Source organism: Mesorhizobium sp. KR9-304 (assembly GCF_040049215.1).
Lineage (GTDB): Bacteria > Pseudomonadota > Alphaproteobacteria > Rhizobiales > Rhizobiaceae > Mesorhizobium_K.
In genome coordinates this window covers 2,192,195-2,217,862 of record NZ_JBDZDN010000001.1, presented here as the reverse complement: position 1 = coordinate 2,217,862, position 25,668 = coordinate 2,192,195, and the positions used below count along the sequence as shown (strand labels likewise).

The window sequence follows — 25,668 nt, the reverse complement described above, 5'->3', positions numbered from 1 at the left end:
GAACTGCAGCGTGCCCGTGGCATCGGTCTCGTCCGTGCTGCCGCCAGGCAGGTCTGAGCCGTCGTCGTTCAGCCCCTCTTCGGCAACCGTCAGCGAAGCCGTGCCGTCGAGAACCTCGCCGGCCACGTCGGTGACGTTGACGGTGAAGCTGTCCTCGACGAAATCGCCTTCCGAGTCGGTCACCTTGAGGGTGAAGCTGAAGTCGGTGTCGAGATCCTGGTCGATGTTGGCGGCGGACACGAAATGCCACTCGCCGTCATTGTCGATGGTCAGCGTGCCGAGCGTCTCGCCGCCGGCGCCGACAACCGTCTGGCCGACCCCGTAGGCGACCGTCGCATAGGCGCCGTCGTCGATCTTGATCTCCACCGTCGCCGGATCGTCGGCGCCGGACTCGTGCGTCCAGGTGCCGTTCACCGTGCCGGCAGCGCCGCCGCCTTCCGACACCGTCGTGGCGTCGTCGGCGGTCGCATCCGGATCGTTGATCACAAGCGTGGGAATGTCGTCGGTGACCGAGACGTCGACCGTGGCGGTCAGCGCCGCGCTGTCGCTGTCCACCGCCTCGACGTCGACGCCGCTGATTGTGAAGCTGTTCTTCGCCGTGGTGCCGGTGAAATCGTGCGGCGTCTCGTCGAGCAGCGTCGCCGTCACCGTGACGTTGCCGGTCGCGCCGGCCGCGATCGCCAGGGTGCCGCCAAGGCTGAGCTGGATCTTGTCGACGCCACCGAGCGAGCCGATCAGCACCGTCTTGTCGGTGCCGCTCGAGCCATAGGCCCAGACCAGCTGCGTGCCCACGGGCAGGCCGAACTCGGTCGGGTCGAAGCCGGCGCCGGGCTGCGGCTGGCCGGCAAGCGCCGCGAACTGCACCGTCAGCGCGTCCGAACCCGCCTTGAACTGCAGCGTGCCCGTGGCATCGGTCTCGTCCGTGCTGCCGCCAGGCAGGTCTGAGCCGTCGTCGTTCAGCCCCTCTTCGGCAACCGTCAGCGAAGCCGTGCCGTCGAGAACCTCGCCGGCAACATTCTCCTCCTCTAAGCTTGGATAGAGTTCCTTTCCCTCGTACTGCGGGAACGCCAAAGCGGTCGGCGGCAGGAGGGCGGAAAGGTCGAAGCCGTCGCCGATGCCGCCAGGGGGCTGCTCGAAGTTACCGCCCGAGCTGTTGGGCTGATTATCGCCAGGCGACGCATTGATGGAACCGTCGGCGCCGAAAGCGACATCGATACCACTACCTTCGAGGGCTGCCAGCAGCGCTACCCGCGGCACCTCGACCTCGCCGATGACGAAGGTCGGAACGTTGGCTGCCGCATCCTTGATAACGATTAGCGTACCGTCGGCCTGCTCAAGAACAAGGTTGTCGCCTTCGACGCGGATGTTGTCGATGCTTGCGTTGGCGGGAAGCCGGACCAGGTTGCCGGCATCTGCGACATATTCAGTGGGCTCACCGCTTGGCCGAACGGCGCCTGCGGCGTCTAGCTGTACGGGTGTTCCGCTGCCGGCATCCACTGGCACCGGATCACCGAATGCCGCAGGTACGGGATCGGGCGCGCTTGCCGCAGGGTCGGCTGGTTGGGACGAAGGCTCGGAGGCCTGGGCAAGCCCGTGACCATACAACTGGTCGCCCGCATCATCCGCCGGCTGTCCAAAATCGGCACCCCAGCTACCGGCAGCGCCGTCCAACTCAACACTCGTCATGATCAAGCCCACCCATGAATGGGCATTCAAAGGCAGCCGTGACGAAAAAGGCAATCCTAAGTTAAGGAATACTGCATAACCAGATATGTTATGCGGGTGGAAAGTCCGCGCAACTGGTTAATCGGCGGAGCGGATCAACATGCCAGTCGATCTGCGAAACAATCTAGAAAGGTGCATCGACGTCCGCGACCAAGGCCAGCCAGTGTGCCGCAACTCCGCGAGACGCCAGCCAACATGCACAGCGCCCCGCTCTCCATCCGCCTCTCTTTGTCACAGCGTTAACGTGAGAAAACAGGTCGGCGGACCAAGGTTTTGTGTCTTTTTCGACACAAAGCCTGCCCATTCGCAGCGAAATCGGGGGCGTTAGACTTCTAAAGTAGTGCAAGTTTCTGAGACCAGGCATGTTGGGGGGTAGATTGCAACCTAGGCTTGGTGCTAATGAATTAGGCAGGGCTGGCGCTTAGGCGTCGTGGACTAGTTGGGTGGGTGCCATGGGTAGTCGGCGTTTTTCGTCGATCAGAAGGTCGCTGGGCCTGCTGACGGCTGCAACCATGCTTTCTTGCGGGAATGCGAACGCGCTCACGCTTCGGGAGGCGATAGCAGTCGCCGTGGAGTCCAACCCCGAGATCGGTCAAGCCATCGAGAATCGCGAGGCAATCGAGTTCGAGTTGCGCCAAGCAAAGGGCCTGTATCTGCCGAGCCTTGACCTCCAAGCCTCAACTGGCGTGCGCCGCCTCGACAACTCGTCGCGTCGCGCGCTCGATATCGAGGACGACGCGCTCTATCCGAACGAGGCTGGCCTCGTCATTACCCAAAAGCTGTACGACAGCGGCGCCCGCCGTGCCGAAGTGGACCGCCAGGCCTCGCGGGTCGACGGCGCGTCGTTCCGGGTGCTGGAGCGTTCCGAATTCATCGCGCTCTCGGTCGTGCAGGACTATCTCGAATATATGCTGCAGGCGCAGATCGTCTCCGAGGCCAAGAAGAACCTCGGCGTGCACCAATCGATAGCTGGGGACATTAACGAAAGTGTGGATGGCGGCGCGCTGACGGACGCCGACCGCCAGCAGGCTGAGGAGCGGGTTTATGCTGCCCGTTCCCGCCTCATTGAAGCAACCGAGGAACTCGAGCAGGCGAAGATACGCTTCTTCAAGACGGTCGGCAAACCGCTCACCAATCCGAAGCAGCCGGGCTCGGTCGCCAAGGCGCTGCCGCGCTCTCTCGACGATGCGATCGGGCTTGCACGCACAAACAATCCGCGCGTCCATATGGTGTCAAGCGACATCGACGCCGCCGCCGCCCTCGTTGACGCTGCCCGCGCCAAGTTCGGTCCCGAGATCGTGGCCGAGGGCAGCGCCCTCGTAGGCGACGACATCAATGGCGACGATGGCAACACCAACGACTTGCAAGCCCGCCTGGTGCTGCGGTGGAATCTCTATCGCGGCGGCATCGACAAGGCCAATGAACAGGAGCAGATCCGCCGCACCAGCGAGCAACGCATGGCGCTGCATCAAGTCTATCGCGAGATCGAGGAGGCAGTTCGCACGTCATGGGAGCGCCGCTTCCGCCAGGCTGAGCTCGCGAAGTCGCTCGCCCAGCAGGCCAACTCCAGCGCGCAGTTGGTGACCTCGTACCGGGAGCAGTTCAAGGTCGGGGAGCGTTCGCTGCTCGACGTGCTTGACGCACAGAACACGCGCTTCAACACCGCGACACTCGCAGACACGGCGCGTTTCGCTTCGCTCTTCGCCGAATACCGTCTGCTCGCCGCAACCGGTGAGCTCCTGAAGACTATGGACATTACGGCTCCGAAGCAGGCCGACGCCTATGCTCGGGGCGAATTCGATGTGCCGGAGACCGCCGAGACAGAAACCTATGCGCGTACGCCTTCGCAACAGGAAAACGATCTGCCTTTCGACATCCTTGCGCCGGTAAGAAAGAAATAGCCTCGGTGGCAAGCCGCCGAGTGAAAGCGGTCAGGCCTTGAATCAGCACCAAAAGATCCGGCCCGCGAACACAGGCTTCAAATCTTGCTTCGCGGCTGTGGCTGCCTATCTCGGTCGCCCGAGTGCCGAGACCGTGCTGTTTTCCGGCGTGCCCCTCTCCAGCGACCGCATCGGCATCGACGAAATCAGGAATCTTGCCGAGCGGATCGGCCTGGAGGTCAGCTCTTTCGACAGCCGCGACTTCTGGCGCTGGCGTTTCGATCTACCGGCAATCGTTTTCCGCGCTGGCTTGCCGCCTATCGCGCTCCTTGCGGACGCTCCCGACATCGACGGCTACGTTACCGCGCCGCAGGAGGATGGCAGCACATCGGTCACCAGGACCCGGCTGCTTGGCGACCAGATAGAGGCCGGCGTCTCCTTCTCAATTTCCTACGTGAACGCCGCGGAGAACATGAATGTGGGGCTGGCCCAGAAGATAGAGCGGCGCCACTGGCTGACAGGTACGCTCGGCGACTTCTGGCGCTCCTACTATCGCGTGGGGCTGGCGGCGGTCTTCATCAACCTGATCGCCATCGCCTCGCCGATCTTCACCATGAACGTCTACGACCGCATTCTGCCCAACAAGGCGATTTCGACGCTCTGGGTTCTGGCGATCGGTGTCAGCATGGCGATCCTATTCGACCTTCTTCTGAAGACCGCGCGTGCGGCCCTCATAGACCACGCAGGCCGCAAGGCGGATCTGCGCATCTCCTATCTGCTCTTCGAAAAGGTTCTGAACACGTCGCTGGCGGCGCGGCCTGCCTCGACCGGCGAATATGCCAATCGGGTGACCCAGTACGAGTTCGTGCGTGAGTTCTTCACCTCTAACACGATCAGCACATTCATCGACACTGCGTTCGTATTCGTATTCCTGCTGGTGATCTACGCGATCGCGGGCTGGCTGGCCATCGTCCCTGCAATCGCCTTCGTCATCTCTGTCATCGTCGGGCTGGTGGCCCAGCGGCGCATCGGCAAATATGTGGCGGCGTCGATGAACGAAGCCTCGCAGCGGCAGTCGCTGCTCGTCGAATCGATCTCGACCGTCGAAACGATCAAGTCCTTGCAGGCCGAGCCTTACCTTCTGCGCAAGTGGCGTGAGCACTCCAAGAACGCCGCCAATACCTCCGAGCAGATCAAGAGCATGTCCGCCGCGACCGCCAACATCATGCAATTCCTGCAGCAGATGGTGACGGTGGCGCTGGTGGTCTGTGGCGCCTATGCTTTCTCGGAAGGGCAGGTCTCGACCGGCGCAATCATCGCGAGCGTCATGCTGTCCGGTCGCGCGGTGGCGCCACTCGGACAGATCGCGATCACACTTTCGCGTTTTCGCCAGGCGATGCTGTCACTCAGGGTGCTCAACTCGATCATGAGCCAGCCGGAGGACAGGCCCGACACCGTAGGCTTCGTAAACCGCCCAATCCGCTCGGGCGCGATGACATTCAAGAATGTCGGTTTCGTCTATCCGGGGACCGACACCGAGGTTCTGACCGGCCTGAATTTTTCGGTCAGACCCGGCGAGCGAATCGGCATCATCGGCCGGATCGGTTCGGGCAAGACGACGCTCGGTCGCCTGGTCGGTCGTCTCTTCCTGCCGACGTCAGGCGAGTTCCTGATCGACGGCGTCGACGTGCGCCAGTACCACCCCTCCGAGGTGCGCAGTGCCGTCGGCATCGTGGCGCAGGCCGGCGATCTGTTCTCGGGGACGATCAAGGACAATCTTCTGATGGCGCGGCCAGACGCCACCGACGAGGAGATAATCGATGCGGCGAAGGCGGCGGGCGTCGATGAGTTCGTGTCGCGCCATCCGCGCGGCTATGACCTAAACGTTGGCGAGCGGGGCACTAATCTGTCCGGTGGGCAGCGGCAGGCTGTAGCAATCGCCCGCCTTCTGCTGACCAAGCCGAAGATCGTTTTCATGGACGAGCCGTCGGGATCGATGGATCTCGCCTCGGAGCGGCAGTTGATCAAGCAGTTGAAGCAGGCCTTCGACCACACGACGACGCTGATCATCTCCACCCACCGATACAGCATGCTGGAAATAGTCGACCGCCTTATTGTTGTCGAACAGGGAAGGATAGTGGCCGACGGAATGAAGGATGACGTGATAAGGGCTTTGCAGAAGACCAACAATTGACTGGCTGATATCGGCGCTGGGCCGGTATACGGGGCTTGGGAATGTTTTCGAAGGAAGATCGCCCGCCGTTTTTTGCGTCGGCGTCAGTGTTTATTGTCGGCGCATTGTTCGTCGCCTTTTTCGTCTGGGCATCCTATGCGGAGGTCGACGAGATCGCGCGCGGCGATGGCAAGGTCATCCCGGCCTCCAAGACACAGATCATCCAGGCAAGCGAAGCGGGCGTCATCCAGGAAATAGCGGTCAAGGTCGGCCAGATCGTCAAGAAGAATGATCTGATTGTTCGACTGGACAACACGATGAGCGTCTCCAGCCTCGGCGAGCAGCAGGCCAAGGCACGCACGCTGGGCGTGCGGATCGCCCGGTTGAAGCACGAGCAGAGCGGCAAGATCGCCGAACCATTCGTCTGTCCCAAGGAAATCGCGACCGCAGCGCCTGACGTCTGCGACAATGAGCAGAAGTTGCTGATCGCGCGGCGAGAAAATTTCGCCAACAAGCTCTCGGTGCTGAAATCGCGGCTGGATCAGCGTGAGACCGAATTTGAAGAAGCGACGGCCAATTCGCACCGGCTGACCGAAAGTATTGCGATCAGCGACAAGGATGCGGAACTCGTCAAGTCTATGGTGAAGCGTGGCCTGATGGCGCAGACCGAACAGATCCGCGTCGACCGCGAGCAGGCGGAACTGCATGGCCAGCTTGCCCTGTCGGTCGAGACAATCAAACGTACCGAGGCGGCGATCGAGGAGGCAAAACTGCAGGTTGACGAGCTCGGCCTGCAACTCCAGCAGGAGGCACTCGACGAACTGACGCAGGCGTTGGCCGAGCTCTCGGTCGTCGACGAGACGATACGCGGAGCGACCGACCGGGTCGCCCGCACCGACATCCGGTCGCCGGTCGACGGCATCGTCAACACGATGGAATTGAACACAGTCGGCGCATTCGTGCAGCCCGGCACGGTTGTCGCAGGCATCGTGCCTACCTCGGAGACGCTGCTCGTCGAGGCACGCGTCTCGCCGCGCGACGTCGCCTTCATACGCCCGGATCAGGACGCGCTGATCAAGGTAACGGCCTATGACTTTTCGATTTTTGGAGGTCTCGACGGCAAGGTGGCGACTATCACGGCCGACAGCCTGGTCGATCAGAATACCGGCGAACCCTATTACCAGGTGCGGGTATCGACCGACAGTTCGGCTTTGACCAAGGACGGCAAGTCGTTTTCGATCATTCCAGGCATGATATGCACGGTCGAGATTATGACCGGCCGCAAGACGATCCTGAGCTATCTGTTGAAGCCCATCAACAAGGCGCGTGACGAGGCCCTGCGTGAGAGATGACGTCGCCACGGCAGTCCGGTCCAGTGAAGCCGACCTGCCGCTATCCCTGGAGGATGTCGTACCTGAGTTCCGCGTCGTCGTGCGTGGCGGCAACCGCCGCGGTATAAGGCTTGAGCGCTTCTTCTGGACTGCGCTAAAGCGGTTTGCCATGAGCCGTAAATCCACCCTCGGCCAGACCGTCGAAGACATATCTTCCCTGGCGCCAGAGACCGGCAATCTCACCTCGGCGATCCGCGTGGCCTGTGCGCGCTGGCTGGCGGAAGAGAATACAGATTTGAGGAAGCTCGCATCCTTGCGAAGGGTCAACGCCTTGCTAATGGCGTGTCCTTCCCCGGCATTTGCACTATCCTCGTCGAAGAAGATTATCGCGTTCAACCAGGCGTTTCAGCTTCTCGTGCGGCGTCAGCTTCCCGCCGAGCCAAGTGACGCGGGCAGGCACGATCTGAAACTCGCGCTAGACCTCAACGTTGCCGATATTTTCGCGCGGCTTGCGGCCGACGGCGACAAGCCAGTTGTAACCGGTTTCGTCATCGGGGCGGCGGATCGACGCTACCGCGCGCAGCTCAGCATCGTCCGTGCGCCAATGAGCGAGTCAGAAGTTCTGCTGGCCTTCGTCTCGGGATCTTGAAGCAGCTCAGCCCCCTACCGCCGGCATCCAACCGGGCCGCATGGGCCGCGTCGGCGTCGCAGGCTGCGGACCCTCGCCGGGGGCGATCGACGCAAATCCGCCCTTCGCTTCAGCGACCTGCGATCCACCCGTCTTATAGCCGTGTATCCATGCACGATCTGTGCTGAACGAATAGAGCGGGACGTAGCTTGGCAGGTTGGTATCCTTGACCACGTTGTTCCGCACATTGTCGAGAATGAAGATGCCGCTGCCGGTCGTAACCGAGAGCACTGCGTGGAAGACACCGTTCTGGCTGTCCTGAAGGACGACCAGCGACATGCTCTGCGCAGGAATGCCGGCATCGACCAGCGCCGCCATTTTTAGAATTGCGAAATCCTCGCAGTCGCCGGCACCACGGTACAGGATCTCGACCGGCTTTGCCCAGTGGTCCAGGTTGCCGTAGACAGCCTTGTCGCGCCTGTAGACGATCATCCCGTTGACGCCGCGGTTGACGCGCTCGAGTTTGGCGAGGAACCCCGCTTGCCGAGCCGAGCCGACCATCTTGTTGAAAGCCCGGTGTTTGCTACCGCAAGCATTGCCCGCGCACGCGCTGACAGCGCGATAGATCGGCGCCCAGCGCCCTGAAACGGGAAAGTTCTTCATCGGGATGGCGAACGAGCGAAATACGCCAGGTATGATCGCGGCCGTCTGCACAGGGTCGATGCCAGGATTGCCGGCCTCCCGCTCGAGATAGCGGCCGATCGCCTCGGCATCATAGGCCCGGTAGGTGAAGGTTGTTGTAGAGACGGCAGCGACCGGTTCCGCTACCCGCAGACCACCAACGAACGCCGGCTGTTCCGGACCCGGCAGCTTCGGCATTGTTGCCGCGTTCGCCGTAACCGCAGTCGATCCGAAAAGCCCGATCGAGAGCAGAACCGCCCTCGACATGCCTGCGAAATGGAAATTATGTTTCTTCTTCATGACGCCCACCTATTTTGTGGACGCTACTGTTATTGTCTCAAATTACCGGAAAGGAATTAGGGTAATATTGGTAAAACTTGCAGTACATATTTTGTCTAAAATTCTAATAGTTGATCGACCTCGTTTTGCCATTGGGAGCGCCACGGCTCGCGCCCAGCCTACGCTGCCTACTCGACGTTAACTTTGGCCGGCATATGATAAGCGGTAGTGGGATTGACTGCGGCGCGTGGGCCTTGACGCAAATTTGCCGCACGGCATGACGACGATGGCTGGAAGGGGACGGCCGGACCAAAGCCCGCCGTTGTCAGGGGGATAGATGTCACGCGGTCGAAAGATCCGCCTGCTTCTGCGGAAGGCGCCTGTTCTAGCGCTCCTGCTCGGACTGTCGGCCTGCCAGTCGGGGAACGACGTTTCCGAGGTTCTGGATCCGCGAACGGCTGGCGACGATCAGGCTGTCACCCAGGCACCATCCACTCCGCAGAAAGCCATCACACTCGGCCAGGGCAGCGTCAGGGTCTCGATGCTATTGCCGCTTTCCGCGCCGGGAAACGTTGGCGACGAAGGCCGCAAGATGCGCGACGGCGCGCGTCTCGCCATGACCGACATGGGCAACGACCTCATCACATTGACCATCGAAGACACGCGCGGCGATCCCAAGCTCGCTGGCAAGATGACCCTCGAGGCCATGGGCTCAGGCGCCAAGGCGGTGATTGGCCCGACTGAACTTGCGGCGGCAAAGCGGCTCACGCAGGTCTCCGGCGAAAAGCGTCCCCCGGTCCTTGTGCTGGCGGAGAACTTTGCCGGCAGCCCCGGCATCTATTCGGTTCGCTTGTCCGAGGCCGACAGCGCGGCGGCAGCCGCAGCGGCGCTCGCCGCGAAAGGCAAGCGGAAGTTCGTACTCTTCGTCGCCGAAGGCGGCGACGTCGAAGCGACCTCCAAGCGGGTGACCAACAGCCTCAGCGTCTACGGCGCTCAACTTGTCATGACGCTGCCCTACAGAACTGCCGGCGGCGGCGCTGAAAAGGCCGCCTCGGACATGGCCGCATTGATCGACAAGCCCGAAGCGGTCATCGTTGCAAGCGGATCGACCAATCCGTCGGCGATCATTTCGCCTTTGCGGACGAAAGGCGTGCTCGGCAAGGGGGCGGCTCTCATCGGTACCAGCCGCTGGCTTGCACATCCGCTGAACGATCCGTTGCTTGAAGGCGCCTACATCGCCGCCCTGGATGATGGCGAAACTGGTCCTATCGCCGCTCGCTTCAAGGCCACGTTCAACTACGACGCCGACGTCAACGTCGCATATGCCTACGACATGGTGGCGCTAACAGCTGGGATCGCCAGCGCCGCTGGCCCAAAGGGGCTGACCAGGAAGGTTCTCGAGAACAAGACGGGCTTTCGCGGCTCGACCGGACTGTTCCGCTTCCGACCTGACGGCGCAAGCGAACGCTCAATGCCATTTTACCAGGTCAAGAACGGCTCCCTGAAGAAGATCGAGCAGTCTATCTCCGGCTTCTGACGATAACCCTTCGCGATCCCCGCGGAAAATTGCCATCGATGCATAAAATGCCTGGCAATGGATCAAACTTCGATTCATGTTGGACCTATAGTGGCTTGCGGGGGCCCACATGCCGGAGAAGGCGATTGCCAGATACCACGAGCAATCCCGCAGCGCGCAGTTGGTTCGTGCCGGCTGGCCGCTTGTTTGTCATCATCGTTGGCTGCGTGGCCGGCGCGCTGGTCTTCAACTACCTGCTCTTTCGCGCAGCCGGGCTACCCTATATCTGGACCGGTGTCGTCAGCGCCGCCTTCATCGCCGCAGTGATCGCCACACCCTTGCTGGCGTACGGCGTCCGCCGACAACACGAGCTTGCCGGGCTGAAATTGCGGCTAAATCAGGTTTCATCTGCTGATCATCTGACCTCGCTCCTCGATGGCGCGGTTTTCACCGCACTTGTGGATACCTTCCGCGCAACGGCTGAAGGCAAGCCAGGAGGTCGGCACGGGGCGCTGCTCATAATCGACGTCGACCACTTCAGGAAGGTGAACGCACGCTTTGGCCGCTCCTGGGGTGACGAGGCACTGCGCGTCATTGCCGACGTCATACGCGCCTCGGTGCGTAGCGGCGACCTGGTCGGCAGACTGGGCGGCGAGGAGTTCGGTATCTTCCTGCCCAACGCACGTCGCGAGAATGCCGATGAAGTGGCTGAGCGCGTGCGCAAGGTCATTGCCGACACGCTGTTCGAGCCGGGTGGCAAGCGGTGCCTGTTGACCGTCAGCGTCGGGGGTATCGTCTTCGAGGATCAACTTGTCTTCGACGAATTGGTCGAGGCCGCGGAAGAACAACTGGTGCTTGCCAAGAGGAATGGCCGCAACCGCAGTTCGATCGCCGCGATGGCCGGAGGTCGGGGCGAGCTACCAAGCGACCACCGCGTCTCATCCGCAGGCAATCAAATCACAGCCTAGGCCAATTCGTTCCCGTCTCGCGACACTTGCCAATCAGCGACGCACATTCCTATCCCATAGATCGGCAATGAATTCCCCGATAACGACAATCCGATCCCACCTAACGACAATTCGATCCCGGCTTACGGCAATTTTTCGCGGCAATTTTCCCTGTTATGCTGCCACGCTTCCCTGTTCTTGAGAAAAAATTCCCTGATGTCCCGCTACAGGGGCTGCTCTGTAACTACTTGAAATCGCGATGCGACTTCGACCGTAGACGGCACTCTCTGGTCGACTAATGCAGAATTTCCCTGTTTTTTCCGTGTTATCAGCGAATTGAGAGCAGAGACCGGTTATCGTAAGACTGCTCGGTTCACCATTCAGTCCGACATTTTTCCCGTCTCACTCCTAGTCTAGCGGATCGATATCAAAAACCAGTTCGCCCGGTGGCCGCTGCATCAACCGCCAATCCTCCTCCTAACTTTCGGCCCTTATCTGTGCGGGCACTGATGCGTGAAACATCTGCGCAGCGGCGGCGCAGCGCGCACCAAGAGCAACAGGGGCGGACGGCAGAACCGGGCCTTGCGTCAGTCGTCTCGGCCTTCCTTGTAGCCGAAACCCGCCGTGCCCGACTTCATCAGGACGAACATGATGGCGAGGCAAAGCAGCACGGCGGCGTTCACCAGCGCGGCGATGGCGTAGAGTTCGGGCTTGATGCCAAAGCGCAGGGATCCCCAGGCGACGGAGGGCAGCGTAGGCACTGCGCCGAGCGTGTAGAACGATATGTCCAGATTGTTGAACGACAGGATGAAGGTGACGATGAAGGCGCCGAGCAGGGCCGGCCAGATATTCGGCAAGGTGATCTCGAAGAAGGTCCGGATCGGACCCGCGCCGAACACCATTGCGGCGTCGTCGAGCTTCCAGTTGTAGCGATAGAGCTGCGTGGCCACGATGAGCATCGCATAGGTGAAGGCGCGCACGGTGTTGGCAAGAATGGCGGAGACGATGTTTCCCGGTATTTCGAGAAACAGCCCATTGAGGATCAGCGTAGAAATCCCGAGCAACACATCGGCGACAAACAGCGGCGCGACGAACAGGAAGAGGATTACGCCCTTCCAGCGCGAGCGGTATTTCAGCACGCTGAACACCGCCAGCGTTGCAAGCGCCGTCGAAAGCACGGCTGTTCCCAGTCCCAGAAGCAGGCTGTTCCAGAGCGCCTCGTGATAAATCGTGCCTTTCAGCAGGGCGGCATAGGCATTCCAGGTGAAGCGGATCGGATAGGGCCAGACGATGTCCTTGGAGAACGACGCCAGCGTGATGTGCAGAATCGGCACGTAGAGGAAGACATAGGCCAGCAGCACGATCGATCCGAGCAGCAGTCGGTGAGCGACCTTCGGGAGCGCGAACTGCATCAGTCTCGACTCCCCACGCCGGTGAACCCGCTGCGCTTGATGTCCACCATCCGGCTGATCGCGAAAAGAACGATCGCGGCGACGAAGAACAGGACAACGCCCATCGCGGCGCCCAAGGACCATGTCCCCGTAGCCGAGAACTGTGAGCCCATGGCGAGGCCGAACAGCGTGCCGTTGGCGCCGCCGAGAAAACGCGGCGTGATCGCCGCGGCGAGGCTTGGGACGAAGGTGAGCGCGAAGCCGATGACAGTGCCGACCCAGTTGAGCGGCCAGGTGATTTCCCAGAACGCGCGGACATTGCCCGCGCCGAAGACCTTCGCGGCGTCGAGGAGCTTGAAATCGAAATTCAAGAGCGACAGGTAGATCGCCGTGGTGACGAAGGGCAGGTAGAGATAAATCAGCCCAACGACGGTCGCGGTCTTGGTGTACATCAGTGATTGCAACGGATCGAGGCCCAGCTTCATCAGACTGAGGTTCAGCAGTCCGATCGGCCCGAGAACGCCTTGCAGCGCTATGACACGCAGGACGATGCCGGTCAGGAACGGGACGGCAAGGCCGAGAACCATCAGCAGCTTGTAACGACCTCCGTAGCGGATCACGAAATAGGCGATCGGCCAGGCCAGCGCGACGCACACGGCCGAGACGACCAGCGCGCTAACCAGCGAGCGGATCATGAAGGTGCGGTAGCTGGGCTCGGTCAGGACCTCCCTATAATTGTTCACGTTCCAGTCGACGATCAGCTGGTAGCTGTCGGTGCGCCAGAAGCTGACCACCAGTATGGACAGCAGCGGGACGACGAAGAAGAGAACCAGGAACAGCGTGACGGGCGCGGTCAGGATCAGAAAGCGCGCGCTGCTGTCGAGCTTCAGCCAGAGGCGAAATAGGCCGCTGAGGGTCATGGCCGGACCGCGTCCGAGAACACGTCGAGGCGATCCACATCCCAGGATATCAGGACATTGTCGCCAGGTGAGACGCGCGTCGAACTGTCGATAGAACTTGCGACGATCTCGGCGCCGTTTGGAAGATTCACGAGATACTCGGCATACTGGCCGCGAAAGATCACGTCCCGCAGCTTTCCGGCGATCTTGCCGGGTCCCGGAGTGCCGTCATCGGCCTCGATCAGCGTATCCTCGATCTTGATGTAGGCGGTCGCCGATTCCGGGGAGCCAACCGAAGCATTGGGGCCCAGAGGCACCTGGATGCCCTGCCATTCGATGCTTTTGCCACCCGAGGGGCTGGTCAAAACCGGACCCGTAAAGACGTTCGACCGGCCGACGAACTGAGCGATGAACCGCGTCTTCGGGTGGCTGTAGATGGTCGACTTGTCGGCGAAGTCCTCGATGCCGCCCTTGTTGACCACGGCGATCCGGTCACTCATCGACAGGGCTTCTTCCTGGTTGTGGGTGACATAAACGAAGGGTATCCCGAGCTGTACCTGATAGCGCCGGATCTCGATTTCCATGTCGCGACGCAATTCGCGGTCGAGGTTGGCCAGCGGTTCATCGAGCAGAAGCACCTTTGGGCGGCAAACGAGGCCGCGGCCGAGCGCGACCCTCTGCTGCTGGCCGCCGGAAAGCTGGTTGGGGTAGCGGTCCTTGAGTTCGGTCAGCGACAGGATACCGCAGCACCAGTCGATGCGCTCCTCGCGCTCCGCGGCCGACATCTTAAGCATGCGCAGTGGGAAGTTGAGGTTTTCGCGCACCGTCATGTGCGGAAACAGCAGGAAGTCCTGAAATACCATGGCGATGCCGCGCTTGTAGGGCGGCAATCGCGTGACATCCTCTCCATCGATCAGGATGCGCCCTTCGGTCGGCTGTTCCAGGCCGGCAATCAGCCTCAGAAGTGTGCTCTTGCCAGAGCCGCTCGGCCCGAGCAGCGAGATGAACTCATCCTTTTCGACAGCAAGATTCACGCCCGACAAGGCGGTGAAGCTGCCGAACTTCTTCCGAAGGTTCGAGATCTCGAGATACATGCCAGTGCCCTGTCGTTGGCGGCAGGCCGCGCCAGTCAATGCCGCGGCCTAGTCAATCCGTACGCTTTATGCGGCTTCCATATTGGACCAGACGCGCTCCCACTTCTCCGGGGACGAGGGCTGATCGAACATGTGCAGGCCCTTGAGTTCGGCCGTTCGATCCATCAGGAACAGTTCACGCTCTTCTTCGGTCGAAAGCGAGCGGATGTCGATGCAGGTCGACGTCCCGGCCTTGTCGGCGATCTGCTTCATGTGCTCGGGCTTGAGGATCGTGTTCATGAAGAGGTGGCAGAGGTCGAGTTTTTCCTGATCCTCGACCCCCGATGTGATCATCCAGCTGTCGATCCATCCAAGGCCGCCCTCTTTGGCCTGCAGGCGATGCTGGATGTTCAAGTCGGCTTCGCCCTTGCGGTTCAGTTCCTGAAGCTGGCGATAGACCTGCGAGAATTCGGGCGCGGCCCAAACCGAACCCGAACGCATCAGGTTGTTGAGCGTCCCCAGATCCTGATAGCGGGTCACCAGGAGCTTCTTCTGCTCGATCAGCAGCGCCTCGACGCCGGCCAGTTCCTCATCGGTCAGGACGTAGGGATTGAACGGCTTGCCGTCGGGCCGCTGGGCGCTCTGGGTGCCCATCCGTGAGGTCACCAGGATGGCCGCCAGGGCGATGTTCTCCTCGAAGCGGGCGCTCGCCGACAGGTGGCCGCCATTCTTGGCATCGAACAGCACGTTCAACGAGGAGACCTCCTCGTCGCTGATCTGATCGGCGTTGTAGGTGATGCCGTAGCCGCCCCAGCAGAACGGCACGCCGATGGCGTCGGAGCCGTCCTCGGAGGCGAGCAGGGGGTAATCCGGATACTGAAAGGTCGGGAAGACGGCGCCGAGGCTCGGCACCTTCGTGGGATCGATGGCTCGGATCAGGCCTTCGCGGAAGTAGAGGCGCGACCAGAAGCCGTCGGCCTGGACGAAGTCGAAGTCGCGCGTGCCGCCGAGCTTCAGCTTGTTGTAGGCCTCCGAATTACCGTCGAAGAAGGTGGTACTGAACTTCACGCCGTGCTCAACCTCGAAAGCGGCGACCATCTCCGGCAGAACGTAGGGCTCCCACATCAGGGCGCGGATGTTCAGCGTCGCCGCCTCGGCGTTGCGGATGAAGGGTTTCGCCAGGGAGGTCGCGGTACCTGCAATAGCCAGCGCCGCGGTTCCCTTCAGCACAGTCCGTCGTGAAATCGCCGTGTCATTCTTCCTGTTGTCCATGTCATTCTCCTCTTGGTGTCGCCTTGTCGGGCGATCTGTTGATGTATTCCCCGTCGATGCGGCGAACCGCGGGATCCGGCGCCTTAGTGAGCGCTCTAGTACGCTCCATCGCGTTCGATGGAACCCAGCACCTCGTCGAGCACGTCGAGGGCCATCGCCATGTCCTCATGCGTGCAGTCGAGCGGCGGCTTGACCTTGATGAGATTGCCGAGACCGGCGTAGCGGGCCTCGCCGAACAGCACGGCCTTCTCGACGCTGCGTGCATAAACCTCGGATGCGGCGCGCGGCGATGGCTCTTTCGTGATCTTGTCCCTGACAAGTTCCAGCGAAACGAACAGCCCCGGCCCGCGCACGTCGCCGATGAGCTTGCGGCGCTCCGACATCTCGATCAGCCGCTGCGTGGCATAGTCGCCGAGCCGGCGGGCATTGTCGCAGAGCTTATCGGCGATGATCGCATCGACTGTGGCAATGGCCGCCGCCATCGAGACCGGAAACTGCCCGAACGTCAGGGCATCCTCGCCGGCGTCGAAGCCCTCCAGCCGGTCGCTCGCGAAGATGCCGGCCAGCGGGAAGCCACCGCCGATGCCCTTGCCGAAGGTCATGACGTCCGGAACGACACTGTAGAGGTCGGCCGCGAACATCGCGCCGGTGCGGCCGAAGCCGCTCTGGATCTCGTCCCAGATCAGGATGATCCCGTGGCGGTCGCAGATTTCGCGAACGCCTTTGTGGAACGAGGCCGGATGGACGATATGGCCGCCATTGCCCATGATCGGCTCGACCATGATCGCAGCGACACCGCCATCGACACCTTTGGTGACGGTGTCCTCGATGAGCGACAGGCAGAGCGCCGATTCCTGCTCGACGTCCATGCCCATGCGCGGGCGGTAGGCGTCCGGGTGGGGAACGCGGGTGAAGCGGGGCGAAATCGCCAGGAACGGGTTGTTGGGATGCGGCCAGCTCGCCGCCATCGTGGTGATCGAACGGCCGTGATAGGCGTCCTGCATGACGATCACATTGTGTCTGTCGGGCCTGTTCTTGAACGCCAGCTTCAAGGCCATCTCGACCGCCAGGCTGCCATGCAGACAGTAGCCGATGCGGTTGAGGTCGCCCGGCGTGATGTCGCGCAGCCGGGCCGTCAGCTCGAGCAGTGCATGGGTATTGAAGTTCGGCCGTGCATGGGTGATCTCGCGCAACTGGGCAATCGCCGCCTCGATGACGCGCGGGTCATTGGCACCGAGCGAGTTCGACCATGCCTGCGAGGTGCAGTCTAGATATTTGCGCCCGGCGTCATCCCAGACATAGGAGCCGCGGGCGCGCGTCAGCGTAATCTTGCGGGCGTCGCCATCGCGCGGATCGTGGATGATCGACTTCTTGCCGACTTCGAGACGATGCTGGTCCGGGACGACGTTCATTGATTGATCCTCTGAATAAATTTCCTCCACTATTCACGAAAGGCGACCGACGATAAGGACGATGTGTGAATGCATTAATTCGCTTTGATTATGAATTACGTTGACTCCGGCAGCGCGTCGTCCAACATTGCCGCCTGCACCGTGGATTGACGCAATGTCTCTTCTCAGCATCAATCTTCGACATATCCGGGCCTTCACGGCCGTCGCCCGCGAGGGAAGCTTTGCAGGCGCGGCGGGAAGCCTCGGCATTTCGCAGCCGGCGCTGTCGCAGACGATCATTCAGCTCGAGAAGACGCTGGGCTTTGCAGTGTTCGAGCGCACGACCCGTCAGGTCGCGCTCACCGTGAACGGCGAGATCCTACTGGCACGGGCCGCGACACTGAGCCAGGCGCTCGACGGCTTCTATGCGGACATCCGGATGCTACGCCAGTCGCTCGCGACCGAGATCCGCCTGGGCTACCTGATCGGCACGGGCGTCGAATATTTCCCGGAGATCTTCCGCGAGTTCGAGCTGAAACGGCCGGGGTCGACGATCCAGTTGATAGAGTACGATTTCAATCGGCCCGACGCGGGACTTTCGGACAATTCGGTGGATTGCGCGATCATCCGGCCCCCGATCGACGTGACGGGGATCACGGTCACGAATCTTGCCACGGAGCGCTGCGTCGTCTGTCTTCCCGACGGGCACCCGTTGACGAAACTCGAGAGCGTCAGGATCGAGCAGATCCTCGACGAGGCATTCATCGCCGCTCCCAAGGCCGGCGTATGGCGCGACTACTGGCTCGCCGGCGACCATCGCGACGGCAACCCGGCCAATGTGGTGCTGGAGGCTGCGACCGTCGATTCGGAACTGCAGGCCGTTGCCACCCGCAAGGGGATCAGCATTTCAGCCGAAAGCACCGCGAAATTCTACGCTCGCCCGGGAGTCAATTTCAGGCCGATCGTGGACATGGCCCGCTGCTCGATCGCGATTGGTTACAGGAGCGACTCGAATCCATTGGTGCGAGATCTGGTTGCTACCGCCAGGGAAGTTGCCCATCGACTTCAGTCTTGAGTGATAGCGAGATGTTTTTCGAGGGGAAATAAAGAGAACAGCACCAGTCAACCTGTGTCAGGTTTTGAGGCCGGACGCGGACTGGCTGCTTGGAAGAACGCTATTCCTTAAGCGGACCTTCAGGCCCTCTCGAACATCGACACCTGACCCTAAGCGGAAGCCCACGTACCAAGGCCGAACTCACTTCCCTGGTACAAGGTAGTCCTCGGACAAACCGACCCTGTTACGAGCAGTTCAATGTTGTCACATCACCCGTCTACCGGGTTGCGGCGCGGCGTTAGCGCAGGGCAGTCCTGTCAACGCGCCTCATGGGGCCCGCACCTGCAAAAATTCCAAGCCGCTCAGCCTCGATGGCTGCAATTTCGGAAGCTCAGCCGTCGCGGCGAGGGACGCGCAGCGAGCTGGAATAGCAGCAGTCAAAAGCGGTCTTCGCTTGTGCCAATTTGTGCCGATTGAACTGTTGAGATCAATCTTGCGAATCGTTGATACTGATGTATTGCAAAAATAGCGTCAATGTGATTACCTATTATTGACGACTTCATTGCAGGTACACTCATGGAAGTGCCGCTGTCGCATCGTGATGCCAAGGATGCTAGCCGCCAAATGCTGGGCGGGTTGCGTGATGTGCCTCACTTCCCGATAGAGGGAATTCTGTTTAAAGACATAGCGCCGTTGCTTGCCAAACAAGGCGTTTTGACCAGCGTTCTTTCGGACATTTTGGGCCAAATGCAAGATATTCAACTTGATGCCGTTCTTGGCATTGATGCGCGTGGATTCGTTCTGGGCGCGGCGTTGGCCGACCGGCGGAGATGCGGGTTCGTCATGGTAAGGAAGCCCGGCAAGCTGCCGGGGGAAGTTATCTCTTTCGACTATACCTGCGAATACTGCTCAGGCGTATTGCAGGTGACGGCTGGCCTCATCCACGAAGGCCTTCGGTGCCTAGTTGTGGACGACCTTCTGGCGACCGGCGGCACCGCCAGGGCTACCGCGGATTTCGTAAAGTCGCAGGGCGGCGAAGTCGTCGGGTACGCATTCATGCTCGAAATAGAAGCGTTGGGGGGCAGAGTACGATTGAGCGATGCACCTGTCATTAGCTCGATGAGGTGCTGATACATTAGTGCAGACGAGAGGAGGAAAGCATGAGTAAACCTGCATGGCTTTCGACACCTGCGGACGTGCATCTGACCCGCCAATCGCTACAGGGCCTCGTAGCGAGTGAACTATCGAAGAAGATCGTTGTCGAAGACGAGATCAAGACAATCTATCTGTTCTTGACCCGCAAGTGCAATCTTGGTTGCCAGCACTGCTATATTGAGGGCGTAGGACCGAAGGCCAAGGGCATCGACTTCAACCTTGAAACTATCCGGAGCCTCATCGAACAGGCGCTGCCGCATGGCCTTCGCAAAGTGAAGGTCTCGGGCGGCGAGCCTATGGTCCACAAGGAATTCATGGCCGTCATGGAGTATCTCGGCTCCTGCGGCCTGAAGGAGTTGGTCCTGGAGACCAACGGGACACTGTTCGACGCGTCGACCATCGACCGGCTGAAGAAGCTTCCGAACCTGACGATCTTTATCAGCCTCGACCATTTCGAACCGGAGGCCCACGACCGGTTCAGGGCCAAGACAGGCGCCTTCGCCAAGACGGCGAACGTGCTGCAGCAACTCGGCCAGACGGACATCGCGACCGTCGTCACCACGACGGCCTACCGCAACAATTACGACAAGGTGATCCAGATCGTCGACCTGGTGCTCGGCTGGGGCATCAAGAAGCACCGAACCCTGCTCAACATCCATCCGATGGGCAACGCCCGCGGCCACCTGGACAACGCCATCACGCTCGACGAATGCGAGACTCTGATCGGCAACCTGCTGGAATCCCCACATTTCGAGAACGGCTCGGCCTACATGACGCTGCCGCCGGCCCTGATGCCGCTCAAATATCTGAATGGCATCCACACCTGCGGCTGGGGCGACAACGTGCTAGGCATTCTGTCCAACGGACAGGTTTCCATGTGCAGCGCCTCCTACGACGATCCGGAAATGATTGCCGGCAATGCCTTCGAGATGCCGCTAATGGACATCTGGCGCAACAGCCCGTTCTTCCACGAGTTGCGCGACGTGGTGAACGGCGCGGTCAAGGGCGTGTGCGGCAACTGCGTTTTCTATTCGGTCTGCCGCGGCGTCTGCAAGATGAGCAGTTGGTCGCACTACGGCGAGAAGGACGCGCCCTACCCGCTGTGCCAGGAACTCTACAATACCGGCGGATTCCCGGAATACGCGCTTATCGACCCGACTCGGGACTCGACCTACCGACGAGGCGTGATCGCTGAGAAGCGGCCGCCGGCGAAGGAGAAGGCTCCTGTCTACAACTTCCTACGGCCGGACGAGGTAGCGGCAGCTGCGCAACGCGCCCCCTGAACGACACGAACCGCCCGTAGCAAGGGCCATTCAAACGCGCGCAGGCGTCAACGATAAGAAGAGGAGGATGCAGGATGAGCAAGGCTTTCCGAGGTGCGGCCAGCGCGGCCCAAACACTCGCCGGGAATGCGAATCGGCGCGGCGATCATGTCGTGGCGCACCAGGCCCATGTCATATCCCGCCTGGCCCAGGGCTTAGCAAGGCTGCAGGCGGGCTTCGACCAGCAAGCCCAGCAGCTGACGCTCGGGCTCATCCGGCTGCAGCGTCATCTGAAGAGCAGCGGCGGGGGCGGCGGGGGCAAACGGCGGCCGAAGTTCCGCCCGCGCGGCCCGGGCGGTGAACTGCCGGGCTACTTCGTCGACATCACCGGGCGGGGCGGCGGGAAGCAGGGGAAGCGCAGCGGCTCGCAGAAATCCAAATGGCCGCGCGCCGCCGATGCCGGCCTCGTCGGCCGCCGCATCGGCCGCGGCCCCGTCAGGATGACGGGTTCAGGCGCTGACGCGCAGTCGGCCAAGGCCGTCACCGCCGCATTCGCCAAGCTCCTCGCCGCACAGGCGCAGCTTCTGCAGATGCGCAGCGACGTGGAAGGCCTCAAGAAGGCCCGGAGGTAGGAGCGATGGCGAGATCCCGACTGTTTGGCTACGCCATCGACGAGGAGGACGGCAAGCTCGTCATCATGATCGACGGCGTGCTGGCGGAGAGCGCCATCAAGCAGATCCGCGACAGCGCGGAGACCGGTCGCGGCGGCGAGATACTGTCGAAGCTCCTGCCGATCGGCTCGATCTACAAGCTGATGTCGTCGGAAGAGGAGGAAGACGAGGCGCTCAGCCTCGAGCAACTGCTGGGGCAGAACGTCGACCAGAGTTTCTCATCGTTCGAGCAGCAGTTCGCCGAACTGAAGGAGACGCTTGACGGACTCAACCCTTCGAAGAGTTCAAAATAGCCACGCAGCGGTATGAGGATGCTCAGCCATGCTTCGGTTGTCTGCTGAAGACTCGATTCTGCTGATGACGTGCCGGGCCTATCTCCGCCCGGAAGACGACGACCGGCTCCGGCGTCTTTGCGGGCAGCCAGTCAACTGGGCCTATATCGTCTGGCGCGCCGAGAACAATCGGACCGTGCCGCTGGTCGAATACCATCTGCGTCGGCTCGGTCTGCTGGCTTCGCTGCCGGCCGAGGCGCTGCATTACATCCAGTGCTGGACGGCCCTGTCCAAGATCCGGTCGGTGCTGGAGTTTCGCAACCTGCCCGAGATCCTCGATGCGCTGGACCGGGAGGGCATTTCCTGGTTCCTGGTGAAGGGACCGGACCTGTCGCTGCTCTACTATCCCGACCCGCTGCTCCGGCCGATGACCGACCTCGACATCATGGTCAATCCGGCCGACGCGCAGCGCGTCCAGCGCGTCATGCTTGACCTCGGCTACCGGCACGGCATCTTCGATCCCTCGAACGGCGACTGGCATCCCGAGCGCAAGGAACTCGACGAGAGGTCCTTCCGCGACACCTATTCGCTGCCGGTCTTTGTGAGGATCGAGTCGGTCGAGTCCCCTTTCCCCGCCGCCGCGGTCCCGCGTCAGCTTCGCTACCGCCATGTGAAGGGATACATCGACGGCGCTCAGAAGCTGCACATGCCGATCTTCATCGATATGCATGTGAACCTGTCGGTCGGCATGGACGTCCAGGACATCTGGTCGGGCGTCGGGCTGGCCAAGGGGCTTGGCCGCATCCTGCGCGTACAGTCCGTCACCGGGGCGGTGTGGTTCCTGTCGGCCCGCCTCTACCACGAGGCGTTCCTCTACAACTCGCTCCGGCTGCTGATGTTCGGCGACCTTCATGCCGTGCTTCACAAGGAACTCGCGAACGTCAATTGGGCCGAGGTGGCGGCGATCGCCTACAAATACGAGATGCGACCGGCGATCTATTTCGTGCTGGAGCAGATGCGGCGCATCTGCGGGATCGACATCCCGCCGGCCTTCCTCGACCTCATCCGGCCGGATCAGGGTGAGGTGCCCTTGCAGCATGACTGGGGCGATATCCTGCCAAAGCTGCTCTCCGTGCCGAACGTGACAGAGCTCGAACTGGCTTAAGCTCGATGCGCGTCCCGCAGGCGGAGGTCAACGTCGCCAGCGGGCCGGACTTGGCTCCCTTTGTGCAGCCGAAGGGCCGGCACATCTGCATCGTCGCGGCGGAGGCAGCGACCGGCTTCGCCGCGACCATGCAGGCGGCGCTTCCCCGGTCCACGCTGTCGCCCCTCAGGACGCAAGTCTTCAGCAATGGCCAGATGGCGGTGTTTCCTGACGCGATGCCGGCCGACGCAGACGTCGCGGTGGTTCAGCTATTCCACGATTGCGTGCACGACCGGCTTTTTGAACTCTTCCTCGCCATCGACGCGGTGCGGGCGCGGGGCGCGCGAAAGGTGACCATCGTCCTTCCCTACTTCCCCTATTCCCGCTCGGATCGCCCCAACTTCGAAGGCGGTTCCGTGCCTTTCCGCATGCTCGCTGGGCTAATCGAGACGTTGCAAGTCGACCGCGTCCTGACCTTCGAGTTGCATACGCCACAGCTTGCGGCCGCCTTCAGCTGCCCGGTGGTCAACGTGCCATTCGCCCCGACGCTCGCGCGTCATCTCTGCAACTCAGTTGGAGCAGATGCCGTGGTCGCATCACCCGACTTCGGCGGCGCCAAGCGGGCGGAGCAGCTTGCTGCTGCGATCGCCCGCCCCTTCGCCGTGATGCGCAAGCATCGCCACGACCGCGACGACCGCCGCGAGAGCATCGAGATTCTGGGCGATGTCGCAGGCCGCGCAGTCATCCTGATCGACGACGAGATCAACAGCGGCCAGACGGCCTTTTCGGCGGCGTTCCACCTTCGGCAGGCGGGCGCCAGCGGCGTGACGCTCGCCGTCGCGCACGCGCTGTTCACGCCGTGGTCGAGGGAGAATCGGAACCGCTCGGGCATCGACCGGATGATCGTCACCGACAGCGTTGGACGAAACGACAACTTTCCGGACGGTGTCGAAATCCTACCTATCGGCGCCGACATCGCCGCGGCGCTGTCCGCGCGATAACCCTACCGGAAGTCGATCATGACCCGGTTGACGCGGGGATCGAGCGCGCGCTCAAACGCATCGCGCGCACTGGAAGCCGGCATGATCTCGATGTTCAGTGCATCGAAGCGGTCGTGACGGCGGCCCATGATGTCGATCGCGGCGGCAACATCGGCGGCGCTCTGCGCAACACTGCCGATCAGCTCAATCTCGCGATAGTGCAGGAAGTTGGCGCTTATGCTCAGTTGGTCCGTGTCTGGAATCGACTGGTAGAGGACGATCCGCGCTCCGCGCGCCGCCACGGCGATTGCGGATGTAACGGCATCCGCGCCGAAACGCGTGCAGAAGACGCAGTCGAAGCCCCAGCCGTCCGTCGTCGCTTCCACCCATTTCGGGTCGGACAGCTGGGAAAGAGGCCCGGCGGCTGTCGCACCGGCAGCGAGCGCTGCGCCATGCGTCACCTCGTCATCGTCGAAGACATGGACGGCGCAGCCTCTGATCGCCAGCAGGATCGTGTGGAGCAGGCCCATCGTGCCGCCGCCGATCACCGCCACCGTCTCGCCGGCCTTCGCTCGCGCACGCCCGACGCCGCGCGACACGCAGGCGACCGGCTCGATGAGCGCGATGCGCCCGGCCGGCAGGTGCTGCGGCACGGCAAAGACCTTGTAGGCAGGCACCGCGAGCAGGTCGGCAAACCCGCCCGGCCCCTGGGGCAGGCCAGACCGGGCCTCCGGATGGAGATAGGCGCAGTGGTTATCGAGCCCGCTCCGGCAGGCGCGGCACTCTCCACAGCGGCGCATCAGCAGGATCGCGACCCGGTCGCCGACCTGCAGTTCGGTCCGGGATTCCTGGGGCAGAAAGGCGACCGTCCCGGAAAGCTCGTGCCCGCCCCAATAGGGATAGGTCGGCTTTGTTCCCTTGTAGACGCGCTGCTCCGGCGTGCAGATGCCGCAGAGCTCGACGCGGACGCCGACATCCGACGCGTCCACCGGCACGGAGAGCGTCCAGTCCTCCGTCGCGCGGGGACCGGTCATGATCGGCGCGCGGACATCGATCGATCTCATCGCCGTCCCGCCCTGGCATCAGAGCTTGCGACAGAATCCGCGCTCTCCCGGAGCAACGTTTCGAGTTCGTCCAGGCACTGTTCCACGCTCTTCAGATCGGTGCGAATGGTCGGGCCATCACGCAGGAGCCGGCGGTCCTCGTAGATCGCCAGGAAATCGGCATGCCAAGCGGTTGTCTCCGGCGTTTCAGCCCCCCGTTGCCCAAGCCGCGCCAGTGTGGTCGGCAGGTCGCACCACAGCAGGGCCGTCGGTACCCAGAGCCACCAGCGGGCGGCGAAGAGGTCGGCGGGAACTAGCGTCGCGACCGTCAGCCAACCCCGGTCGAGTACGGCCGGCCCGCCGGCGGCGAGATCGAGCGCTGCCTCGACGGCCTTTACCCCGGCCTCCAGCACGCCGCCGCTGTCCCGCCTGCGATAGGCCGCCATCAGCGCTGCACCGTGCGGGCTGCCGAAGGTCCGCACATACCGGGCGTCCATGCGCTCGGCCAAGGCCTTCGCAAGTGTGGTCTTGCCGCTCCCGTCATGCCCGTCAAGGGCGATCACGGCGGGCCGTTCAGCGCTCCGCATAGGGGCGCAGCAACACTGTCTGGCTCTCGTCGTCCAGCTCGAGCCAGTAGTGGCGTTGCGCAGCCTTCTCCAGCACCGCGCGGGGCTCGCCGAGCACTTCCATCTGCCCCTTCGGCGACACGCGCGCCCCGGACTTGCCTGGCGCGGGCCTCAGCGCCACGCCGTCCTTCTGCAGGCTGACGGTGACGCGCAATCCCTTGCCGGGCTCCATCCGCAAGGTCTTGCGCGCCGACAGCGGTAGCGTCAGCACGCCCCCCGGCGAGATCTTCGAACTACGGTTTTTGATGGTCATCAAGGTCATCGGAAGCCTCCTC

General features: G+C 62.0%; 23 protein-coding genes. 13 read left to right on the top strand and 10 right to left on the bottom strand.

All coding sequences use genetic code 11. The features are described 5' to 3' along the window. A partial coding sequence (locus ABLE71_RS10690) for a hypothetical protein (protein WP_348783317.1) occupies positions 1-1,686 on the bottom strand: 1,686 nt, incomplete at its 3' end. Between the two features lie 491 nt (positions 1,687-2,177). Here ABLE71_RS10690 and ABLE71_RS10685 point away from each other — a divergent pair. The 4 genes from ABLE71_RS10685 to ABLE71_RS10670 are packed head-to-tail and all read left to right on the top strand — an operon-like array spanning position 2,178 to position 7,758. Next, on the top strand, positions 2,178-3,626 hold the full coding sequence (locus ABLE71_RS10685; protein ID WP_348783316.1) for a TolC family outer membrane protein: 1,449 nt from the start codon (positions 2,178-2,180) through the stop codon (positions 3,624-3,626). 37 nt (positions 3,627-3,663) lie between these two features. Continuing rightward, on the top strand, positions 3,664-5,799 hold the full coding sequence (locus tag ABLE71_RS10680; RefSeq protein WP_348783315.1) for a type I secretion system permease/ATPase: 2,136 nt from the start codon (positions 3,664-3,666) through the stop codon (positions 5,797-5,799). 41 nt (positions 5,800-5,840) lie between these two features. Then, positions 5,841-7,130: an HlyD family type I secretion periplasmic adaptor subunit gene (locus ABLE71_RS10675; RefSeq protein ID WP_348783314.1), complete on the top strand. Its 1,290-nt coding sequence runs from the start codon at positions 5,841-5,843 to the stop codon at positions 7,128-7,130. Next, on the top strand, positions 7,120-7,758 hold the full coding sequence (locus ABLE71_RS10670; RefSeq protein ID WP_348783313.1) for a ribbon-helix-helix domain-containing protein: 639 nt from the start codon (positions 7,120-7,122) through the stop codon (positions 7,756-7,758). Before ABLE71_RS10675 ends, ABLE71_RS10670 begins: the two co-directional genes overlap by 11 nt. Positions 7,759-7,764: 6 nt before the next feature. Here the strand turns inward: ABLE71_RS10670 and ABLE71_RS10665 are convergent, their stop codons facing one another. Further along, positions 7,765-8,616 carry a transglutaminase-like cysteine peptidase gene (locus ABLE71_RS10665; RefSeq protein WP_348783312.1) on the bottom strand — a complete coding sequence of 284 codons (852 nt, stop codon included), beginning with the start codon at positions 8,614-8,616 and terminating at the stop codon, positions 7,765-7,767. A 418-nt stretch (positions 8,617-9,034) separates the two neighbouring features. Here ABLE71_RS10665 and ABLE71_RS10660 point away from each other — a divergent pair, with 418 nt between their 5' ends. Beyond that, positions 9,035-10,234, top strand: a complete 1,200-nt coding sequence (locus ABLE71_RS10660) for a penicillin-binding protein activator (protein WP_348783311.1) — start codon at positions 9,035-9,037, stop codon at positions 10,232-10,234. Between the two features lie 125 nt (positions 10,235-10,359). Continuing rightward, a complete protein-coding gene (locus tag ABLE71_RS10655; RefSeq protein ID WP_348783310.1) occupies positions 10,360-11,181 on the top strand; it encodes a GGDEF domain-containing protein in 822 nt (273 codons plus the stop codon). 566 nt (positions 11,182-11,747) lie between these two features. Here the strand turns inward: ABLE71_RS10655 and ABLE71_RS10650 are convergent. The 5 genes from ABLE71_RS10650 to ABLE71_RS10630 form a co-directional block, all read right to left on the bottom strand. Further along, positions 11,748-12,572 (bottom strand): ABC transporter permease, encoded by an 825-nt coding sequence (locus ABLE71_RS10650; RefSeq protein ID WP_348783309.1) that lies wholly within the window; start codon positions 12,570-12,572, stop codon positions 11,748-11,750. After that, entirely contained in the window at positions 12,572-13,471 is a 900-nt protein-coding gene (locus ABLE71_RS10645; RefSeq protein ID WP_348783308.1) for an ABC transporter permease, read from the bottom strand. Before ABLE71_RS10645 ends, ABLE71_RS10650 begins: the two co-directional genes overlap by 1 nt. Next, the gene (locus tag ABLE71_RS10640; protein WP_348783307.1) at positions 13,468-14,544 is read right to left on the bottom strand and encodes an ABC transporter ATP-binding protein; all 1,077 of its coding nucleotides are present in this window, start codon (positions 14,542-14,544) and stop codon (positions 13,468-13,470) included. Before ABLE71_RS10640 ends, ABLE71_RS10645 begins: the two co-directional genes overlap by 4 nt. A gap of 66 nt (positions 14,545-14,610) precedes the next feature. After that, positions 14,611-15,795, bottom strand: a complete 1,185-nt coding sequence (locus tag ABLE71_RS10635) for an extracellular solute-binding protein (RefSeq protein ID WP_348783306.1) — start codon at positions 15,793-15,795, stop codon at positions 14,611-14,613. A gap of 95 nt (positions 15,796-15,890) precedes the next feature. Then, entirely contained in the window at positions 15,891-17,207 is a 1,317-nt protein-coding gene (locus tag ABLE71_RS10630; protein WP_348783305.1) for an aspartate aminotransferase family protein, read from the bottom strand. Positions 17,208-17,307: 100 nt separating this feature from the next. Between ABLE71_RS10630 and ABLE71_RS10625 the strand changes: the two genes are divergently transcribed. The 7 genes from ABLE71_RS10625 (at position 17,308) to prs (ending at position 23,745) form a co-directional block, all read left to right on the top strand. Further along, complete coding sequence (locus ABLE71_RS10625) at positions 17,308-18,261, top strand: LysR family transcriptional regulator (protein ID WP_348783304.1); 954 nt, start codon at positions 17,308-17,310, stop codon at positions 18,259-18,261. A gap of 555 nt (positions 18,262-18,816) precedes the next feature. Beyond that, a complete protein-coding gene (locus ABLE71_RS10620; protein ID WP_348783303.1) occupies positions 18,817-19,371 on the top strand; it encodes an adenine phosphoribosyltransferase in 555 nt (184 codons plus the stop codon). 29 nt (positions 19,372-19,400) lie between these two features. After that, positions 19,401-20,678 carry a radical SAM protein gene (locus ABLE71_RS10615; RefSeq protein WP_348783302.1) on the top strand — a complete coding sequence of 426 codons (1,278 nt, stop codon included), beginning with the start codon at positions 19,401-19,403 and terminating at the stop codon, positions 20,676-20,678. 74 nt (positions 20,679-20,752) lie between these two features. Beyond that, positions 20,753-21,289 (top strand): hypothetical protein, encoded by a 537-nt coding sequence (locus tag ABLE71_RS10610; protein ID WP_348783301.1) that lies wholly within the window; start codon positions 20,753-20,755, stop codon positions 21,287-21,289. Positions 21,290-21,294: 5 nt separating this feature from the next. Then, positions 21,295-21,621, top strand: coding sequence for a hypothetical protein (locus tag ABLE71_RS10605; protein WP_348783300.1), 327 nt, complete (start codon positions 21,295-21,297; stop codon positions 21,619-21,621). 28 nt (positions 21,622-21,649) lie between these two features. Beyond that, positions 21,650-22,765, top strand: a complete 1,116-nt coding sequence (locus ABLE71_RS10600; RefSeq protein ID WP_348783299.1) for a nucleotidyltransferase family protein — start codon at positions 21,650-21,652, stop codon at positions 22,763-22,765. Positions 22,766-22,770: 5 nt separating this feature from the next. Next, positions 22,771-23,745 carry a ribose-phosphate diphosphokinase gene (gene prs, locus ABLE71_RS10595; RefSeq protein ID WP_348783298.1) on the top strand — a complete coding sequence of 325 codons (975 nt, stop codon included), beginning with the start codon at positions 22,771-22,773 and terminating at the stop codon, positions 23,743-23,745. A gap of 2 nt (positions 23,746-23,747) precedes the next feature. Here the strand turns inward: prs and ABLE71_RS10590 are convergent, their stop codons facing one another. The 3 genes from ABLE71_RS10590 to ABLE71_RS10580 are packed head-to-tail and all read right to left on the bottom strand — an operon-like array spanning position 23,748 to position 25,655. Next, positions 23,748-24,788: a medium chain dehydrogenase/reductase family protein gene (locus tag ABLE71_RS10590; RefSeq protein WP_348783297.1), complete on the bottom strand. Its 1,041-nt coding sequence runs from the start codon at positions 24,786-24,788 to the stop codon at positions 23,748-23,750. Then, positions 24,785-25,354, bottom strand: a complete 570-nt coding sequence (locus ABLE71_RS10585) for a hypothetical protein (RefSeq protein ID WP_348783296.1) — start codon at positions 25,352-25,354, stop codon at positions 24,785-24,787. The genes ABLE71_RS10590 and ABLE71_RS10585 overlap by 4 nt, the downstream gene beginning before the upstream one ends. Next, complete coding sequence (locus ABLE71_RS10580; RefSeq protein WP_348783295.1) at positions 25,341-25,655, bottom strand: hypothetical protein; 315 nt, start codon at positions 25,653-25,655, stop codon at positions 25,341-25,343. Before ABLE71_RS10580 ends, ABLE71_RS10585 begins: the two co-directional genes overlap by 14 nt. Between the last annotated feature and the right edge of the window lie 13 nt (positions 25,656-25,668).

Coding starts and splice junctions, on each gene's coding strand:
- ABLE71_RS10685 (WP_348783316.1), top strand. CDS start 2,178: ATGGGTAGTCGGCGTTTTTCGTCGATCAGAAGGTCGCTGGGCCTGCTG.
- ABLE71_RS10675 (WP_348783314.1), top strand. CDS start 5,841: ATGTTTTCGAAGGAAGATCGCCCGCCGTTTTTTGCGTCGGCGTCAGTG.
- ABLE71_RS10665 (WP_348783312.1), bottom strand. CDS start 8,616: ATGCCGAAGCTGCCGGGTCCGGAACAGCCGGCGTTCGTTGGTGGTCTG.
- ABLE71_RS10660 (WP_348783311.1), top strand. CDS start 9,035: ATGTCACGCGGTCGAAAGATCCGCCTGCTTCTGCGGAAGGCGCCTGTT.
- ABLE71_RS10650 (WP_348783309.1), bottom strand. CDS start 12,572: ATGCAGTTCGCGCTCCCGAAGGTCGCTCACCGACTGCTGCTCGGATCG.
- ABLE71_RS10645 (WP_348783308.1), bottom strand. CDS start 13,471: ATGACCCTCAGCGGCCTATTTCGCCTCTGGCTGAAGCTCGACAGCAGC.
- ABLE71_RS10640 (WP_348783307.1), bottom strand. CDS start 14,544: ATGTATCTCGAGATCTCGAACCTTCGGAAGAAGTTCGGCAGCTTCACC.
- ABLE71_RS10635 (WP_348783306.1), bottom strand. CDS start 15,795: ATGGACAACAGGAAGAATGACACGGCGATTTCACGACGGACTGTGCTG.
- ABLE71_RS10630 (WP_348783305.1), bottom strand. CDS start 17,207: ATGAACGTCGTCCCGGACCAGCATCGTCTCGAAGTCGGCAAGAAGTCG.
- ABLE71_RS10620 (WP_348783303.1), top strand. CDS start 18,817: ATGGAAGTGCCGCTGTCGCATCGTGATGCCAAGGATGCTAGCCGCCAA.
- ABLE71_RS10615 (WP_348783302.1), top strand. CDS start 19,401: ATGAGTAAACCTGCATGGCTTTCGACACCTGCGGACGTGCATCTGACC.
- ABLE71_RS10610 (WP_348783301.1), top strand. CDS start 20,753: ATGAGCAAGGCTTTCCGAGGTGCGGCCAGCGCGGCCCAAACACTCGCC.
- ABLE71_RS10605 (WP_348783300.1), top strand. CDS start 21,295: ATGGCGAGATCCCGACTGTTTGGCTACGCCATCGACGAGGAGGACGGC.
- ABLE71_RS10600 (WP_348783299.1), top strand. CDS start 21,650: ATGCTTCGGTTGTCTGCTGAAGACTCGATTCTGCTGATGACGTGCCGG.
- prs (WP_348783298.1), top strand. CDS start 22,771: ATGCGCGTCCCGCAGGCGGAGGTCAACGTCGCCAGCGGGCCGGACTTG.
- ABLE71_RS10590 (WP_348783297.1), bottom strand. CDS start 24,788: ATGAGATCGATCGATGTCCGCGCGCCGATCATGACCGGTCCCCGCGCG.
- ABLE71_RS10585 (WP_348783296.1), bottom strand. CDS start 25,354: ATGCGGAGCGCTGAACGGCCCGCCGTGATCGCCCTTGACGGGCATGAC.
- ABLE71_RS10580 (WP_348783295.1), bottom strand. CDS start 25,655: ATGACCTTGATGACCATCAAAAACCGTAGTTCGAAGATCTCGCCGGGG.